Annotated in this window: 16 protein-coding genes; 7 read left to right on the plus strand and 9 right to left on the minus strand. The window is 60.0% G+C overall.

Annotated elements, in window-relative coordinates; translation table 11 throughout:
- Nucleotides 1-318 precede the first annotated feature (318 nt).
- Nucleotides 319-1,266, minus strand: a complete 948-nt coding sequence (locus tag ACWKWE_RS14910) for a LysR family transcriptional regulator (protein ID WP_483850980.1) — start codon at nt 1,264-1,266, stop codon at nt 319-321.
- Nucleotides 1,267-1,529: 263 nt separating this feature from the next.
- Between ACWKWE_RS14910 and ACWKWE_RS14915 the strand changes: the two genes are divergently transcribed.
- From ACWKWE_RS14915 to mmsB, 3 genes are all read left to right on the plus strand, one after another.
- Complete coding sequence (locus ACWKWE_RS14915; RefSeq protein ID WP_483850981.1) at nt 1,530-2,861, plus strand: MFS transporter; 1,332 nt, start codon at nt 1,530-1,532, stop codon at nt 2,859-2,861.
- A 54-nt stretch (nt 2,862-2,915) separates the two neighbouring features.
- The gene (mmsA, locus tag ACWKWE_RS14920) at nt 2,916-4,442 is read left to right on the plus strand and encodes a CoA-acylating methylmalonate-semialdehyde dehydrogenase (RefSeq protein ID WP_483850982.1); all 1,527 of its coding nucleotides are present in this window, start codon (nt 2,916-2,918) and stop codon (nt 4,440-4,442) included.
- Between the two features lie 159 nt (nt 4,443-4,601).
- Nucleotides 4,602-5,489 (plus strand): 3-hydroxyisobutyrate dehydrogenase, encoded by an 888-nt coding sequence (gene mmsB / locus ACWKWE_RS14925; protein ID WP_166593778.1) that lies wholly within the window; start codon nt 4,602-4,604, stop codon nt 5,487-5,489.
- Nucleotides 5,490-5,660: 171 nt separating this feature from the next.
- Here mmsB and argH read toward each other — a convergent pair whose 3' ends face one another.
- The 4 genes from argH to ACWKWE_RS14945 all read right to left on the minus strand — a co-directional run bounded on the left by argH (nt 5,661) and on the right by ACWKWE_RS14945 (nt 9,261).
- A complete protein-coding gene (gene argH, locus ACWKWE_RS14930) occupies nt 5,661-7,088 on the minus strand; it encodes an argininosuccinate lyase (RefSeq protein WP_483850983.1) in 1,428 nt (475 codons plus the stop codon).
- A 313-nt stretch (nt 7,089-7,401) separates the two neighbouring features.
- The gene (gene grxC, locus ACWKWE_RS14935; protein WP_166593776.1) at nt 7,402-7,665 is read right to left on the minus strand and encodes a glutaredoxin 3; all 264 of its coding nucleotides are present in this window, start codon (nt 7,663-7,665) and stop codon (nt 7,402-7,404) included.
- Between the two features lie 250 nt (nt 7,666-7,915).
- A complete protein-coding gene (locus tag ACWKWE_RS14940) occupies nt 7,916-8,260 on the minus strand; it encodes a cupin domain-containing protein (protein ID WP_166593775.1) in 345 nt (114 codons plus the stop codon).
- A 62-nt stretch (nt 8,261-8,322) separates the two neighbouring features.
- The gene (locus tag ACWKWE_RS14945; RefSeq protein WP_483850984.1) at nt 8,323-9,261 is read right to left on the minus strand and encodes a LysR family transcriptional regulator; all 939 of its coding nucleotides are present in this window, start codon (nt 9,259-9,261) and stop codon (nt 8,323-8,325) included.
- 259 nt (nt 9,262-9,520) lie between these two features.
- Between ACWKWE_RS14945 and ACWKWE_RS14950 the strand changes: the two genes are divergently transcribed.
- Nucleotides 9,521-10,285: a sulfite exporter TauE/SafE family protein gene (locus tag ACWKWE_RS14950; RefSeq protein WP_483850985.1), complete on the plus strand. Its 765-nt coding sequence runs from the start codon at nt 9,521-9,523 to the stop codon at nt 10,283-10,285.
- A 10-nt stretch (nt 10,286-10,295) separates the two neighbouring features.
- Here the strand turns inward: ACWKWE_RS14950 and ACWKWE_RS14955 are convergent, their stop codons facing one another.
- The gene (locus tag ACWKWE_RS14955) at nt 10,296-10,610 is read right to left on the minus strand and encodes a putative quinol monooxygenase (RefSeq protein ID WP_166593772.1); all 315 of its coding nucleotides are present in this window, start codon (nt 10,608-10,610) and stop codon (nt 10,296-10,298) included.
- Between the two features lie 227 nt (nt 10,611-10,837).
- On the opposite strand from ACWKWE_RS14955, the gene mdaB reads away from it, so the two are divergent.
- A complete protein-coding gene (gene mdaB, locus ACWKWE_RS14960) occupies nt 10,838-11,422 on the plus strand; it encodes an NADPH:quinone oxidoreductase MdaB (protein ID WP_483850986.1) in 585 nt (194 codons plus the stop codon).
- Nucleotides 11,423-11,461: 39 nt separating this feature from the next.
- On the opposite strand, the gene ACWKWE_RS14965 is transcribed toward mdaB, so the two are convergent.
- Nucleotides 11,462-12,433, minus strand: a complete 972-nt coding sequence (locus ACWKWE_RS14965; protein ID WP_483850987.1) for an alpha/beta fold hydrolase — start codon at nt 12,431-12,433, stop codon at nt 11,462-11,464.
- A gap of 81 nt (nt 12,434-12,514) precedes the next feature.
- On the minus strand, nt 12,515-13,159 hold the full coding sequence (locus ACWKWE_RS14970; protein WP_483850988.1) for a glutathione S-transferase family protein: 645 nt from the start codon (nt 13,157-13,159) through the stop codon (nt 12,515-12,517).
- 145 nt (nt 13,160-13,304) lie between these two features.
- On the opposite strand from ACWKWE_RS14970, the gene ACWKWE_RS14975 reads away from it, so the two are divergent.
- Nucleotides 13,305-13,862 (plus strand): TetR/AcrR family transcriptional regulator, encoded by a 558-nt coding sequence (locus tag ACWKWE_RS14975; RefSeq protein ID WP_483850989.1) that lies wholly within the window; start codon nt 13,305-13,307, stop codon nt 13,860-13,862.
- Nucleotides 13,859-14,755 (plus strand): LysR substrate-binding domain-containing protein, encoded by an 897-nt coding sequence (locus ACWKWE_RS14980; protein ID WP_341959844.1) that lies wholly within the window; start codon nt 13,859-13,861, stop codon nt 14,753-14,755. The genes ACWKWE_RS14975 and ACWKWE_RS14980 overlap by 4 nt, the downstream gene beginning before the upstream one ends.
- 24 nt (nt 14,756-14,779) lie before the next feature.
- Here ACWKWE_RS14980 and ACWKWE_RS14985 read toward each other — a convergent pair whose 3' ends face one another.
- Nucleotides 14,780-15,805 (minus strand): hypothetical protein, encoded by a 1,026-nt coding sequence (locus tag ACWKWE_RS14985; protein ID WP_483850990.1) that lies wholly within the window; start codon nt 15,803-15,805, stop codon nt 14,780-14,782.
- Between the last annotated feature and the right edge of the window lie 139 nt (nt 15,806-15,944).

Below are 15,944 nucleotides of genomic sequence, written 5' to 3' on the forward strand. Positions count from 1 at the left end.
GGCGCGAGCCGAAACGGGGTACAGCGGCAGTCACATCAGAAAAGGCAATCTTCGGGCCGGGTCTCTACTGGACGGGCTCCTTTATTGGAGCCGATCTTAGGTTCGGCCGATGAACGGAAAGAATAGGAAAGCTCAAATGCATAGTTCAGAGATTTCTAAACTATGGTGGCGAGGGGCGGTTTAGACGTGGATGCACGTTTCTCTGTAGGAGTGAGCTTGCTCGCGATTGCGTTCACTCAATCAACACATCTATACCTGGCGGACAGTCATCGCGAGCAAGCTCACTCCTACAGGGTTGCGGTGAATTAGGTTCCTCGACTAATCCACAAAACCCATTACCCGCGTCTCCCCCAACAAAAACGCCTGATTCTGCTCGGTGGTCTGGCGGATGTAATCCCACAACAGGGTGATCCGCTTGAGTTTCCTCAAGTCCTCGCGGCAATACATCCAGAACTGCCGCGTGATGTTCACCTCTTCGGGCAACACCGGAAGCAGCCGCGGGTCCTGAGCGGCAAGGAAGCAGGGGAGGATCGCCAGTGCCCGACCCTGCAACGCCGCGACGTATTGGGCGACCACGCTGGTGCTGCGCAGGTGGGCGTGGACGTCGGGGAGCAAATTGTTGAGGTAGAGCAATTCCGGGCTGAAGGCCAGGTCGTCGACGTAGCTGATGAAAGGATGGCCCACCAGATCATCGGTCTTGCGGATGGGCGGATGTTGGTCGAGGTATTCCTGAGTCGCGTACAGGCGCAGGTTGTAGTCGCACAGTTTGCAGACGACATAAGGCCCATGTTCCGGGCGCTCCAGGGCGATGACGATGTCGGCCTCGCGTTTGGACAGGCTGATGAAGTGCGGCAGGGGCAGGATGTCCACCGAGATGGCGGGGTAGGTGTCGGTGAAGTGGCTCAATTGCGGGGTCACGAAGAAACTGCCGAAACCTTCGGTGCAGCCCATGCGCACATGGCCCGATAACGCGACGCCGGACCCTGAGACTTGTTCGCAGGCAATGTGCAAGGTGCTTTCGATAGACTCCGCCGAACTCAGCAAACGCTGACCTTCTGCCGTCAGCACAAAGCCGTTGTTGCGCGACTTTTCGAACAACAAGGTGCCGAGCGATGCCTCCAGCGAGTTGATCCGCCGCGACACAGTGGTGTAGTCCACTGCCAGCCGTTTGGCCGCTGAACTGGCCTTGCGCGTGCGCGCCACTTCGAGAAAAAACTTCAGGTCATCCCAGTTCAATGCGCTCAGGGAGGTGATGTGTTTTTGCATGATAGACCTGCTTTTATGTGCGTTCTTATTAGAAGTTTGCACATCTATACTCCAATGCAACCGATATCGCGAATCCGCTTTTGTAGGAGTGAGCTTGCTCGCGATGGCGGTATTTCAGTCACCTCTATGTGAAATGACAGAGCGCAATCGTCCGAATGCGGCCCAGACCAAGCTCACTCCTACAGGTACGCGATCACAACGAGACCAACTGCATCACCCACATGCCATAACACCCTGCACAACAATAATAAGCGGAGGAGTTTATGAAGGACGCTTTCACAGCGGACGCGGGTGTACCTGACGCCAGCGCTGCGAAGACCAAGACCAAGGCCTATCGGCTTGCCGGGGCGGCGAGCATGGCGGGTACGACCATTGAGTGGTACGACTTTTTTCTCTACGGCACGGCTGCCGCACTGATCTTCAACAAAATCTTCTTCCCTGCACTGGACCCGATCATCGGCGTGCTGGCGGCGTTCGCCACCTACGCGGTGGGTTTTCTCGGGCGTCCGTTGGGCGGCATCGTGTTTGGTCATTTCGGTGACAGAATCGGCCGCAAATCCATGCTGCTCGTCACCCTGATGTTGATGGGTGTGCCGACGATCATCATCGGCCTGATTCCCACGTACCAACAGATCGGCTACTGGGCCGCGGTCATTCTGGTGGGCATGCGCTTTTTGCAGGGCATGGCGGTCGGTGGCGAGTGGGGCGGCGCGGTGTTGATGGCCGTCGAGCACGCCCCTGAAGGCAGGAAAGGCTTCTACGGCAGCCTGCCGCAAACCGGCGTCGGCGCGGGCCTGGTGCTGGCGTCGCTGGCGATGGCCCTCGTCGCCAAATTGCCGGAAGCCGACATGCTCAGTTGGGGCTGGCGCATTCCGTTCCTGGCGAGCGTGCTGTTGCTGGGCGTGGGCTGGCTGATCCGTCTGAAAGTGCCCGAGTCGCCTGACTTCGAGAAGCTGAAAAAGGAAAAGATTGCCGTCAAAGTGCCGCTGTTCAAGGTGTTTCGTGATCATCCTCGCGAAACACTGACCATCATCGGTGCGCGCACGGCGGAGAACGCCTGGTTCTACATGTCGGTGACGTTCGCCCTGGCCTACGCCGCCAACCAGTTGCAGATCCCTCGGGCCGATGTGTTGGGCGCCATCACCGCAGGCGCGGCCCTGTCGCTGGTGACGATGCCGCTGTGTGGGCATATCTCTGACCTCGTCGGCCAGAAGCGTCTTTACGTTGCAGGCCTGCTGTTGCTTTGCGCCTTCATCTACCCGTTCTTCGCCATGCTCGGCACCCGCGATCCGGTGCTGGTCTGGTGGGCGATGGTGCTGGCGGTAGGCGTGGTGTTCCCGATTCTGTACGCCCCTGAATCGCTGCTGTTCGCCCGGCAGTTCCCCGCCGAAATCCGCTACAGCGGCATCTCGGTGTCGGTCCAGCTGGCCGGTGTGCTGGGGGGCGGTTTCGCACCGATGATCGCCACGCAACTGCTGGCCATGGGCGACGGCAATCCGCATTACGTGATCGTGTACCTGATCGGCATGGCGTTGATCGCGCTGGTGTGTACGGCGTTGATGAAGCGCGATCCGTCGCGTCGTAAGCCCGCCTGAATCCTGCTTTTTCGGCGGTCGTGCAAGACCGCCACCTGAATGGAGAGTCCTGTAATGAACGCGTCACTGAATAAAAACAACACCGCTGTCGCTCATGTGAAACTGCTGATTAACGGAGAATGGGTCGATTCGCAAACCCGCGAGTGGCTGGATGTCGTCAACCCGGCGACCCAGGAAGTGCTGGCCAAAGTACCGCTGGCCACTGCCGCTGAAGTGGACGCTGCCGTCGCTGCTGCACAGGCCGCGTTCAAGACGTGGCGCGACACACCGATTGGCGCCCGTCTGCGCATCATGCTCAAGCTGCAAGCGCTGATTCGCGAACACTCGAAGCGCATCGCCACTGTCCTCAGCGCCGAACAGGGCAAGACCATTGCCGACGCTGAAGGCGATATTTTCCGAGGTCTGGAAGTGGTCGAGCACGCCTGCTCCATCGGCACGCTGCAAATGGGCGAGTTCGCGGAGAACGTCGCAGGCGGCGTTGACACCTACACCTTGCGCCAACCGATCGGCGTGTGCGCGGGCATCACGCCGTTCAACTTCCCGGCGATGATTCCGCTATGGATGTTCCCGATGGCCATCGCCTGCGGCAACACGTTCGTTCTGAAACCGTCCGAGCAGGACCCGATGTCCACGATGTTGCTGGTCGAGCTGGCAGTGGAGGCGGGCGTGCCAGCGGGCGTGCTCAACGTCGTGCACGGCGGCAAGGACGTGGTGGACGCGATCTGCACCCACAAAGACATCAAGGCCATTTCCTTCGTCGGTTCGACCGCCGTCGGCACTCACGTGTACGACCTGGCAGGCAAACACGGCAAGCGCGTGCAATCGATGATGGGCGCGAAAAACCACGCCGTGGTGCTGCCGGATGCCAACCGTGAGCAGACGCTCAACGCCCTGGTCGGCGCGGGTTTTGGTGCTGCCGGGCAACGCTGCATGGCGACGTCGGTGGTGGTGTTGGTCGGTGCCGCGAAGCAGTGGGTGCCTGATTTGAAGGCGCTGGCGCAGAAGCTCAAAGTCAACGCGGGCAGCGAGGCGGGCACCGATGTCGGCCCGGTCATCTCCAAGCGCGCCAAGCAGCGAATTCTGGACCTGATCGAAAGCGGCGTGAAAGAAGGGGCAACGCTGGAGCTGGACGGCCGTGGCGTGACAGTGCCGGGGTATGAAGAAGGCAACTTCGTCGGCCCGACCCTGTTCACCGGCGTGACCACGCAGATGCAGATTTACACGCAGGAAATCTTCGGCCCGGTGCTGGTGGTGCTGGAAGTCGACACGCTGGATCAGGCCATCGAGCTGGTCAACAGCAACCCGTTCGGCAACGGCGTGGGCCTGTTCACCCAGAGCGGGGCGGCGGCGCGCAAATTCCAGAACGCCATCGACATCGGCCAAGTCGGCATCAACATCCCGATCCCGGTGCCGGTCCCGTATTTCAGCTTCACCGGTTCGCGCGGCTCCAAGCTCGGCGACCTTGGCCCGTACGGCAAACAAGTGGTGCAGTTCTACACTCAGACCAAGACCGTCACCAGTCGCTGGTTCGATGACGACAGCGTGAATGACGGGGTGAACACGACGATCAATTTGCGTTGAGCCGCCATCGCGGGCAGCGCAACCCTTGTAGGAGTGAGCTTGCTCGCGATAGCAATCTGTCAGTTGCAGATGTTCTGACTGAAAACACCTCATCGCGAGCAAGCTCACTCCTACAGGGGGAGGCGGCGTTCGGATCTGAATCTTATAAGGAGAACAACAATGAAAATCGCATTCATCGGTCTGGGCAACATGGGGGCGCCGATGGCGCGCAACCTGATTCGCGCCGGGCATCAGCTGCACCTGTTCGACCTCAACCAGCAAGTGCTGGCCGAACTCGCCGAACAGGGCGGCCTCATCAGCGACTCGCCCAAACACGCGGCGCAAGAAGCCGAGCTGGTCATCACCATGCTGCCGGCCGCCGCTCACGTGCGTGCGGTCTACCTGAATGAAGACGGCGTGCTGGCCGGTATCCGGGCGGGCGTGCCTGCTGTGGATTGCAGCACCATCGACCCGCAGACCATCCGCGACGTGGCGGCAGCGGCCACCAAGCAGGGCGTGACCCTGGGTGACGCGCCGGTGTCCGGGGGCACGGGCGGTGCTCAGGCCGGGACGTTGACGTTCATGGTGGGCGCCAGTGTCGAGCACTTCAACGTGCTCAAGCCGATCCTGGCGCAGATGGGTCGCAACATCGTGCATTGCGGCGATGTCGGCACCGGCCAGATCGCCAAGATCTGCAACAACATGCTGTTGGGGATTTCCATGATCGGCGTGGCTGAGGCGATGGCCTTGGGCAACACGTTGGGGATCGACACCGGCGTGCTCGCCAACATCATCAACAGTTCGACAGGCCGTTGCTGGAGTTCGGAAATGTACAATCCGTGGCCGGGCGTCGTCGAAACCGCGCCTGCTTCTCGTGGCTACACCGGTGGATTCGGTGCGGATTTGATGCTCAAGGATTTGGGGCTGGCGACCGAAGCCGCGAAAGTGGCGCGTCAGCCGGTGATCCTTGGCGCGCTGGCGCATCAGCTGTATCAGGCGATGAGCTTGCGGGGCGATGGCGGGAAGGACTTCTCGGCGGTGGTTGAGGGGTATTTGAAGAAGGATTGATGGCTGTATCGCGTCTGATGCACGCCTTTCACTGTAGGAGTGAGCTTGCTCGCGATAGCGATGGATCGGGCACTAGGGGTGTCTGATCTGACGCCATCGCGAGCAAGCTCACTCCTACAGGGATTGGGTTTCAACTCAGCGACTGACGGTGGGAGGCAGGTTTGTGAGGGGTTACCCCCTTGGCCCGTTGTAATCCTTCGCCCATTTCTCCTGCGTGACCAAGTGCTGCTTGAACCGCGCAATCTGCTCAGCCACGCGCGTCGGCGATGTTCCGCCCCAGCCGCTGCGCGCCGCCAAGGCTGCGTCGAGCGTTAAAGCCTCCAGCACATCCGGCGTCAGCCGCGCATCGGTTTGCGCGAGCATGGCCGGGGTCAGTTCTTCCAGCCCGATCTCCTGCGCTTCACACAGTTGCACAAGTTGCCCGGTGATTTCGTGGGCCTCCTTGAACGGCACGCCACGCACGGCTAGCCAGTCTGCGACTTCGGTGGCGAGGGTGAAACCCAAGGGCGCCTGACGCAGCAATTCATCCTTGCGCACGGTCATCGTTCGCACCATCCCCGCAAACGCAGGCAACACCAGGTTAAGCGTGTCCACGGCGTCGAAAATCGCGTGTTTGTCTTCGCTCAAATCGCGGTTGTAGGACAGCGGCTGCGCCTTGAGGACTGACAGAATCGCCGTCAGCGAACCGATCAAGCGCCCCGATTTGCCCCGCGCCAGTTCCGCGATGTCCGGGTTTTTCTTCTGCGGCATGATTGAGCTGCCAGTGGCGTAGGCATCATCGAGCTCCACCCAGCGAAACTGCCGCGAGGTCCAGATGCAGAATTCTTCGGCCATGCGCGAAATGTTGATGCCGAGCATGCTGGCGCAGAACAGGAATTCGGCGACGTGATCGCGGCTGGCGACGGCATCAATGGAGTTCTCGCAGGGCCCTGCGTAGCCCAGCTCTGCGGCGGAGCTTTGCAGGTCGCGGGCAATTGCCGAACCCGCCATGGCGGCGGCACCCAGCGGCGACAGGTTGAAGCGCTTGTCCCAATCCTGAAGCCGCAGGATGTCGCGATGAATCGCTTGGGCGTGGGCCATCAAATGATGAGCGAAGACGATGGGCTGGGCCTGCTGCAAATGGGTGAAGCCGGGCGCGATGGTGTCCACGTGCTGCTCGGCCTGAGCCACGAGCGCATCCTGCAGGTCGAGGATCGACAGGGTGAGCAGGCGAATCTGATCGCGCAGAAACAGGCGCATGTCGTTGGCGGTCTGGTCGTTGCGCGAGCGACCGGCGCGCAGCTTGCCGCCCAGTGCGCCGAGGCGCTCGGTCAGCAGGCGCTCGATGAAGGTGTGCACGTCCTCGTCGGCCGGGATGGGCTGGATCTGCCCGGCGGCGAAGTCATCGTTGATCGCTTCGAGGGTGGCGATGATGTCGCGGGTTTCGTCAGCGGTCAGCAGGCCTGCACGTTCGAGCTCATGGGCATGGGCCTTGGAACCGGCGATGTCGTACGGCGTCATGCGGAAGTAGATGGCAGGCGAGCGCGACAGGTTGGCCATGGCCGCAGCGGGCCCGGATTTGAATCGCGCGCCCCACAGGCGCTCGGTAGCATCAGACATAAGCCTTTTCCCTCGGGTACGTTGATTGCTGGCAAGCCAGACGTCGAGGAATCCTAGGAAATAGCCGGGATCAGGGGAATGTTACAAATGGCAAGTGGACTTGGCAGAAATGGAAAGCTGTCCGGATCGTCAGCTCGGGATTCTCGATGAAAACCGCAATGCCTCTGTAGGCGCGAGTTCATTCGCGAGAGGCCAGTATTGCTGACACATCTCCAGCGCCGGACCCTCTTCGTCGGAATGCCGCCCAGAATAAATTCGCCCTACAGTGGGTAACGACCGGACCGAAACAAAGTAAGGCGTGGTCGGTTATCAATCAGGCAGGCGAACCCGCCAACAGCGCGTTCAACTCGCCTTTGCGCTCCAGCAGCGCCATGTCGTCAAAGCCGCCGACATGAATGTCACCGATGAAAATCTGCGGCACGGTGCGACGGCCACTGCGCTCCATCATGATGGTGCGCTGTTCCATGGAGGCCTGAACGTTGATCTCGTTGTATTCCACGCCTTTCGCTTTGAGCAGATTCTTGGCGGCGACGCAGTAGGGGCAGCTGTTGGTCGTGTAGAGGGTGACTTCGGACATGACAATGAACTCCGTGGTCGGGCCTTGTGTGGCAGCCCTGGAGGAATATTCGAATGGCTCGATGCTTGGCAGGACCATTCATGACGGACGCAATACTATTCCTGTTTCTGGAAATGTCCGCGCAAATTCACGCTATGGGGTCGATAGATCGTCTGAATCACTCGTGGCATCTACTGCCCGTTGCCTACCGTTTTTGCAAAAAAAAGGAGCTGCGATGGGCAGCTCCTTTGGTCGTTGGCGGCGTCAGCTATCACGCAAACACGAAATACTTGCGCACGGTTTCGACCACTTCCCACGTGCCTTTCATGCCCGGCTCGATGATGAATTTGTCGCCGGCTTTCAGGTGGATCGGCTCTTTGCCTTCAGGGGTGATGATGCAATAGCCTTCCTGGAAGTCGCAGTATTCCCACTTCGTGTACTCGACGTACCATTTGCCCGGCGTGCAGATCCAGGTGCCCATGATCTTTTCGCCGTCGGCGCTGGTGTAGGCGTTCAGGTTGACGGTGTGTGGGTCGCCGCCGATGCGCTCCCATTTGCAGGCGTCGACGACGGGCAGTGGGGTGGTGTCGCGAAGAAGGATGATCGAGTCGCTCATGACAGCTCCAGAAAGGGGTGGCGGGAATTGCGCTCACCCACCTTAGGGGTGTCTGAGGCGCGTCAGTTGTCTGGGCTCGACATCGAGGTGTCCAGAAACGCAGTTTCTCCGGCCAAATGACGCACCAGCGCCTTGGCGTATGTCGGCAGCACGGCAAAGTCAGGCGCGCACAGCAGCAGTTTGCGGTCTGCCCACGGGTCGATCAGCGGTACGCTTTTCAGCTGGCCCGCCTGTTGAAAGCGTTCGACCGCCGCTTGGGGCACGACTCCGAGACCCGCACCGCGCAAGACCATGCGCAACACGCCATCGAAGCTCTCGGCGCGCACGCGGGTCTTGATGCGTCGGCCCAAATGCAACGCCTGTTCTTCAAGGTAAATCGCCATGGCGCTGTTGACCCCCAGCCCGACGAACTCGTAGGCCAATGTCTGGCTGAATCGCAGGCCTTCAAGCGAATCATCGATTTGCACGGTGAGGGGATGGTCCATCGGCATGATCAGAGTCAGCGGGTCGGCGCAAAACGGCAGGGTCTGCAGATCACTGGCATCGACGGCATTGGAGATGATGCCGATGTCCGCTGCGCCGTGGCGCACGGCGTGAAGGATGCGCAGGCTGGGATGTTCTTCGAGGCTGATGTCGATGTTCGGGTGGCGGGCGAGAAAATCAGCCAGCTTTTCCGGGAGGTATTCACTGAGCGCCGAGGTATTGCACAACAGGCGGATCTGGCCTTTGAAGCCGTGGGCGTAATCGGTGAGGTCGGCTTGCAAGCGCTCGACCTGTTGCAGAATCAGCCGCGCATGCTGCGCCAAGGCTTTGCCAGCTGCCGTCGGTGTAACCCCCCGTCGCCCGCGTTCCAGCAGCGCGACGCCCAGCGACGACTCCAACCCACGAATCCGCGCACTGGCCGATGGCAGCGACAAATGACTGCGAGCGGCCCCGGCGGTGATATTGCCGGCTTCGGTCACGTGGAGAAAAAGCTTCAGGTCGATCAGGTCGAAGTGCATGAGCATCCTGTGTGATGAGGCGAATCGAACGGAATTCTCTTGCCTGACACGCAACCCTCTGTAGGAGCGAATTCATTCGCGATGCAGACGTACAAGCGATACACCTCTGTTGCCTGAACCCTCTTTCGCGAATGAATTCGCTCCCACAGATGACCGCCGCCAGCATGACAACCGGTTCGCACAAGGCTCTGTTTCAGACAAAAGCTGATTCAATATATCGCAGATTCTAAACCCTGCCCGATCGGCTCATCATCCGCCCATGAATACTTTCTTTTCGCTCTATCAAAACATCGGCTGGAGCCTGACCGCTCTCGTGCTGTTCGCCTTCCTGCTGGCAGGCACCGTCAAGGGGGTGATCGGCATGGGGCTGCCGACGGTCGCCATGGGGTTATTGGGCGTGGCTATGTTGCCGACGCAGGCTGCGGCGCTGTTGCTGATTCCCTCGACCTTCACCAACGTTTGGCAACTGGCGGTGGGCGGGCATCTGCGCGATATCTGCAAACGGCTGTGGCCACTGTTGGCGATGATTGTCGTCGGCACGGGGTTGGGTTCGTACGTATTGGGAATGGGCAGCGCGCACAGCATGGGTCGGGCGTTGGGCGGCGCGCTGTTCGTCTACGCACTGTACGGGCTGTTTCTGCCGACGCTCAAGGTGCCGCCCCGCGCGGAAGTCTGGCTGGGGCCTCTATGTGGGCTCATCACCGGCCTGATCACCTCAGCCACCGGCGTGTTCGTGATTCCGGCCGTGCCTTATCTTCAAGGCCTCGGGCTGGATCGCAATCAACTGGTGCAGGCGCTGGGGTTGTCGTTCACCGTGTCGAGCCTCGCGCTGGGCGCGGGTCTGTTCTGGAACGGTGCTCTGGGCAGCGCTGAAATGAGCGCCTCGTTTCTGGCGGTCATTCCGGCGCTGTTGGGCATGATGATCGGCCAATGGCTGCGGCAGCGCATCAGTGCCGTGACCTTCAAGCGCGTATTCTTCATCGGCATGGCGCTGCTCGGGCTGCACCTGATGATCGCCGGTTGAGAGCGTGAACTCAGCGAACCGCAGACGATGGGCTGAGCATGTCCACGCGGCGAATGTCGAAATCTCGCTCCAGATACTCCATGCGTTTCTCGAAAAACTCGGCCATGTGTGGCAGCGCTGAGTGTACGTCCAGGTGCGCCTTCGATTGCCAGATCTCATAGAAAATGAACAGCGTTGGGTCCTGCTGATCGCGCAGCATGTGGTACTCGATGCAGCCGTCTTCGCTGCGGCTCGCCGCGACATAACCGCTGAATAGCGCTTCGAATTCTGCCGCTTTTTCCGGCTTGGTCTGGGCATGGAGAATGAAACCGTGCATGTCGCTCATAACGCCCCCTGAATGAAAGTGGCGGCATTCTAAGTCAACAATAAGCAGTTCACTTGTGCGTCTAAGGCAAAAGCGTTTTGCCTCGGCATGGCTTGGTCTATGGCTGTTGGATCGGTACTCTGCCGTCCATTCCAACGCTCTATTCCAGTACTCCATCCCATTTATGAATGGTCGACAGCGGCGTTTTTTCGCAAGCGGCCCGACATTGAGTCACGACGAGGTTTTCAATGAAGAAGGTTCTGTTCATTAACGGCGGCAAGCAATTTGCGCACTCCGACGGCCGCTACAATGCCACCCTGCACGACGCTGCGCTGGCCTTCATGGACCGCGCCGGTTTTGACGTGCAGCAGACGTTCATCGACGGCGGCTACGATGTCGCTGAAGAAGTGCAGAAATTCCTTTGGGCTGACGTGATCGTCTGGCAGATGCCGGGCTGGTGGATGGGCGCGCCCTGGACCGTGAAAAAGTACATCGACGAAGTCTTCACCGAAGGCTACGGCAGCCTGTACGCCAACGACGGCCGCACGCGCTCCGACGCTTCGCAGAAATACGGCAGCGGTGGTCTGTTGCAGGGCAAGCAGTACATGATTTCGGCGACCTGGAACGCGCCGCAGCAAGCATTCGACGACCCGACCGACTTCTTCGAAGGCAAGGGCGTGGACGCGGTGTACTTCCCGTTCCACAAGGCCAATCAGTTCCTCGGTATGACAGGCCTGCCAACCTTCCTGGCGGTGGACGTGATGAAAGTGCCGAACATCGAGGCCGACGTGAAACGCTACGAAGTGCATCTGGCGTCGGTGTTCGGCGTCTGAAAAACGCTGCGTGTCGGATAACGACGCAGCGTTCGGGGATCACTTCACGCCGTTGAGAAACAGCGTGGCGTGTTTGACGAACAGATCTGGATATTGATAGATCGCCCCGTGGTTTGAGTCGGGATAAATTTCCAGTTGGGCGTTCGGCAGGTTCTGTTGCAGGGTCACGTCGTTGGCGGTGTAGAACACGATGTCGTGACTGCCCGCGACCACCAGCGTCGGCTGCTTGATGTTTTTCAGGTAGTCGTTGGCGTGGTCCGACGGCGCACCCCAACCCGCGATGGCGGCGGCTTGCGCGGGGGCCGTCTTGCCGTTGACGTCCCTATCCCGGTTGACCTTGCGGGCACGCAGGCGGGTCAGGAACTCGCGACCGGAAGCCTGGCTTTCAGCGCTCTGGGTGAAGAACACGTCCAGCAGCAACTCGTCCGGCACGTCGCGTTTCTTCGCCAGATAGCCTTGGAATTCAGGTGTCAGCGACGCCATGCCCACACCGCCCTGTGGCGATGAGCCCACCAGAATCAGGCGACGCACCACGTCTGGATGGTCGAGTGCCACTTGCTGAGCAATCAGGCTGCCCATCGAGAACCCCAACAAGTCAGCCTTCTTCACACCCAGCGCTTGGAGCAGACCGGCAGCGTACTTGGCCATGTCCTGGATGTTGTTCGGCACTTCACCGCTCGAGCTGGCGACGCCTGCGTTATCGAAAAGAATGACCTCGCGGTCCTTGGCAAAACCGTCGATGACCTTCGGGTCCCAGCTGTCGAGGTTGCCCACGAAGTGCTGAAGAAACACCAGCGGTACGCCGCCGGTTTTGCCGAAGCGGCGGTAGGCGAGGTGCGCGCCGTCGACGTCGACGAATTTAGTCGGCGCGGTTTGATGGGTGTAGCTGTGCGCGGCTTGATGGCCTGCCGGGGCGGTACTTGCGTGAGCGGGCAAAAACGAACAGGCAGCGCTCAGCGCAGCGATGGCCAGGGTCTGGCGCAACGCCCAATGGGTGTTGAAAACGGTCATGTGGGTGTACTCGAAAAGAGCTGAAAGATCAGTGGATTATGGGAACGCCCCGACCCTTTGCAGGCCGGGGCGCACACGTGGTCAGGCCGGGCTTCTGACGCTGGCGCGTTGCTGCACGTTGGCTTGCCAGGACTTCAGCGCCGTGCATTCTTCAGGGATGTCGATGCTGGCAAAACCCGCGAACACCAGACCCGCGAGGACCGTGATGTCAGCCATGGAGAACGCGTCACCCGCCACATACGGCTGGCTGCTCAGCACCTGGTTGAAATACTTCATGCCGGCGACGGCTTTGTCCCGTTGACGATTGCCCCAGTCCACGCGACCTTCCCATTCCGGGCTCTTGTACGGCTGCAAGCCTGCGCCCAGACCGGGAGTGGCGTGGTGGAAGTAAAAGCCCACCGGGTCGGCCAGTTCGGATTCGGCGCGTTTCTGCATCATGTGGATGACGGCCTTTTCCTTCGGCGTCTTGCCGGTCAGGGTCGGGTTGCCGTCGAGGTTGTCGAGGTATTCAGTGATGGCGGTGCATTCGGAAATATAGGTGCCATCATCCAGCTGCAAAACAGGTACCGTGCCCGTCGGGTTGATGGCCAGAAACGCCGGTTGCTTGTGTTCCGCTGCGGGCAGGTCGATCTTTACGAACTCCACATTGGAGGCCAGGCCTTTTTCGGCCAGCACGATGCGGATGCGCAGGGGATTGGGGAAACCGGGAATGTCGAAAACTTTCATGCGAGCTCCATAGCTGTCTATCTATCGGTAGGTATACAATGCGCGCAGATGAATTTTGCTGTCAATGCCTATCTATCGATAGGCAGAATTTTTTTGCCGGGCGTGAGTTGGGCGTCGCCCGCCAAGGGGGTAACAGAACATGAACATGGACACCCGAGAAACGATCATGACGGTCGCCCGCAAAATGGTGCAAACCCGCGGTTACAACGGCTTGAGCTTTCGTGAACTGGCCAAGGAAGTCGGCATCAAGAGCGCGAGCATTCACTACCACTTCCCCACCAAGGGCGATCTTGGCAGTGCCTTGGCCAAGCGCTACACCGAAGACGGTTTCGCCTATCTGAGCGATTTGCGCGCCAATTCCGACGACCTGGAGACGTGGATACAGGGTTACACCGGAATCTTTCGTGCGGCGTTGGTCAACGACAACCGCATGTGCCTGTGCGGGATCATGGCCGCCGAATACGACGACCTGCCGCCGGAGGTGCGGGTCGAGGTTGATCGCTTCACCGACGTCAATGTGAAGTGGCTGAGCGAAGTGCTGGCCACCTGTCGTCCGCAGCTGTCCGAAGACGAAGCGCAGCAGCAGGCGATGGCGATTTACGCGGCAGTGGAAGGCGCGCAATTGGTGGCGCGTGGAAGGGGCGACATCGGCGTGTTCGACACCACCATCCTGGCCTACCGCGCGGCGGGTCTGCTGCCATGAAGGCCCGGTCCGATGAGCTGCAGGTCTTCGTTTCAGTGATCGAAAGCGGCTCGATATCCGCCGCCGCGGAACAGATCGGTCAGACGCCGTCGGCCATCAGCCGCACCTTGTCACGGCTCGAAGCCAAGCTCGGCACCACGCTGATCAACCGCACCACGCGGCGCATGGACCTGACCGAAGAGGGCAAGTTTTTCCTCGAACGCGCCAAGCAGATCCTCGGGCAAATGGAAGAGCTGGAAGAGCGCATGTCGCTGCGCCAACAGACACCGTCCGGACGCCTGCGAATCAACGCCGCCTCGCCGTTCATGCTGCATTCCATCGTGCCTTACGTGGCCGAATTCCGGACGCTCTACCCGGATATCCAGCTGGAATTGAACAGCAACGACCTGATCATCGACCTGTTGGAGCAGAGCACCGATGTCGCTATCCGCATCGGCGCATTGGCCGATTCGACGCTGCATGCGCGATCACTCGGTTCCAGCCCGCTGAACATCCTCGCCAGCCCCGATTACCTGAAAAAGCACGGCACGCCGAAGACGGTCGAAGCGTTGAGCGGGCATTCGTTGTTGGGCTTCACGCAGACCGAAACCCTGAATCACTGGCCCTTGCGGCACAGCGAGGGTGACCGGCTGTTCATTCAGCCGACCGTCTCCGCATCCAGTGGCGAGACCTTGCGTCAGCTGGCCTTGGCGGGGGAGGGCATCGTCTGCCTGTCGCACTTCATGACCCACGAAGACATCCGCCTTGGTCGCCTGAAAGTGGTCCTGTCACAGGCCAACAGCGGATATCGCCAGCCGATTCACGCGGTCTATTACCGCAACTCGCAACTGGCGCTGAGGATTCAGTGCTTTCTGGATTTCATTCAGGAGAAGCTGGCGAATTATGCGGCGTGAGGTCCTGTGGCCAACCATCCTTTGCTAGCGGAGCGACTGCAAACGCCCGATCCCGCGCGTGAAGGCGAAATTGGCGATGCACTTGTAATTCACCATCGCGAAGGCCGTGTCGGCGGCTGAGCCGTTTCGCAGCGTCTGACCACAGCTGAGCGCTCCGTCCCCGGTCGGGGACGCCCGAAAGATGTACACGACGACATCTGCGCTGCTTTTGTTGCGCAGTGCGATCAAGTCGTCCATCTGCTCATCCTTGAAGTTCTGCGGGCGCGTGGGTTCTGCACCGGGACGCCTTGCTTTCGGCATGTCGTCGGTCACCTGATAGGCGACCAGTCGCAGTCTGATGCCAACCATGCTGTTGATGTAGCTCTGATTGGCGAGGGCCACGGCCAGTTGCATCAAGGCCACCATGTCGCCCTGATACTCAGCCACTGTGTTCTGCGGCACGACCGTCATCACCTCGATGTGGGTGAGCGTGGGATCAGCGGAGGGCACGAGCGACCTCGAAGACGCGGTCGTCTTCTTGCCCGAGGGAGGTTTCGCAAGCAACGGCTCTTCCCGTTCAGGAGGCATTTTCGTGCCGTCCAGGACGACCACCACATGGCGATCCGCTCCGACCGGACGGATTTCAAACAGCTGCGAGCCTTGCCTGATCATCCCCGTGATCGTTTCTCCAGACTTCACCAGAGTGATGGAATTTTGAGGGTCCTGCCATTGCGGGATGTCGGGCTGAACGCTGGCGTGAGGCTCGAGATTGCCGAACCACAGGATACTTTGTGAGCCATCGGGGTTCGTCACCTCTTCAGTGCGGACTTTGGTGGCGGTGATCGGGTGGTCGATCAACGTGAGGTTGAGGGTTTTCTGATTCAGGGTGATGGCGTGGGGATCGACGCTGACTTCCTGCACGCTTTGTGTGGCGGGGAATGCCTTGATCGTCTTCAAGGCTTTTTGAAAGGCAACGTCAGCCTGAACGGGATCAGGTGCTGCCCCGAGGAAGGGCTGACCTTCCAGGTTCCTGAGGAAAAGCGCGGCGAGGGTGATCACCAGGATCGCCATCAGGGTCGAAATCACTTTCATGAACAATGCTCCGTGCAACGGTATTCGCAGCCATGCGTCTCTTTACCTTAGCCACGTCAACCTGCCGCCAACTGATCGATTCGAAATCAAACGCGCCGTGCTTATCGCGATGATTCGT

The sequence above is a fragment of the Pseudomonas salicis genome, assembly GCF_057128705.1.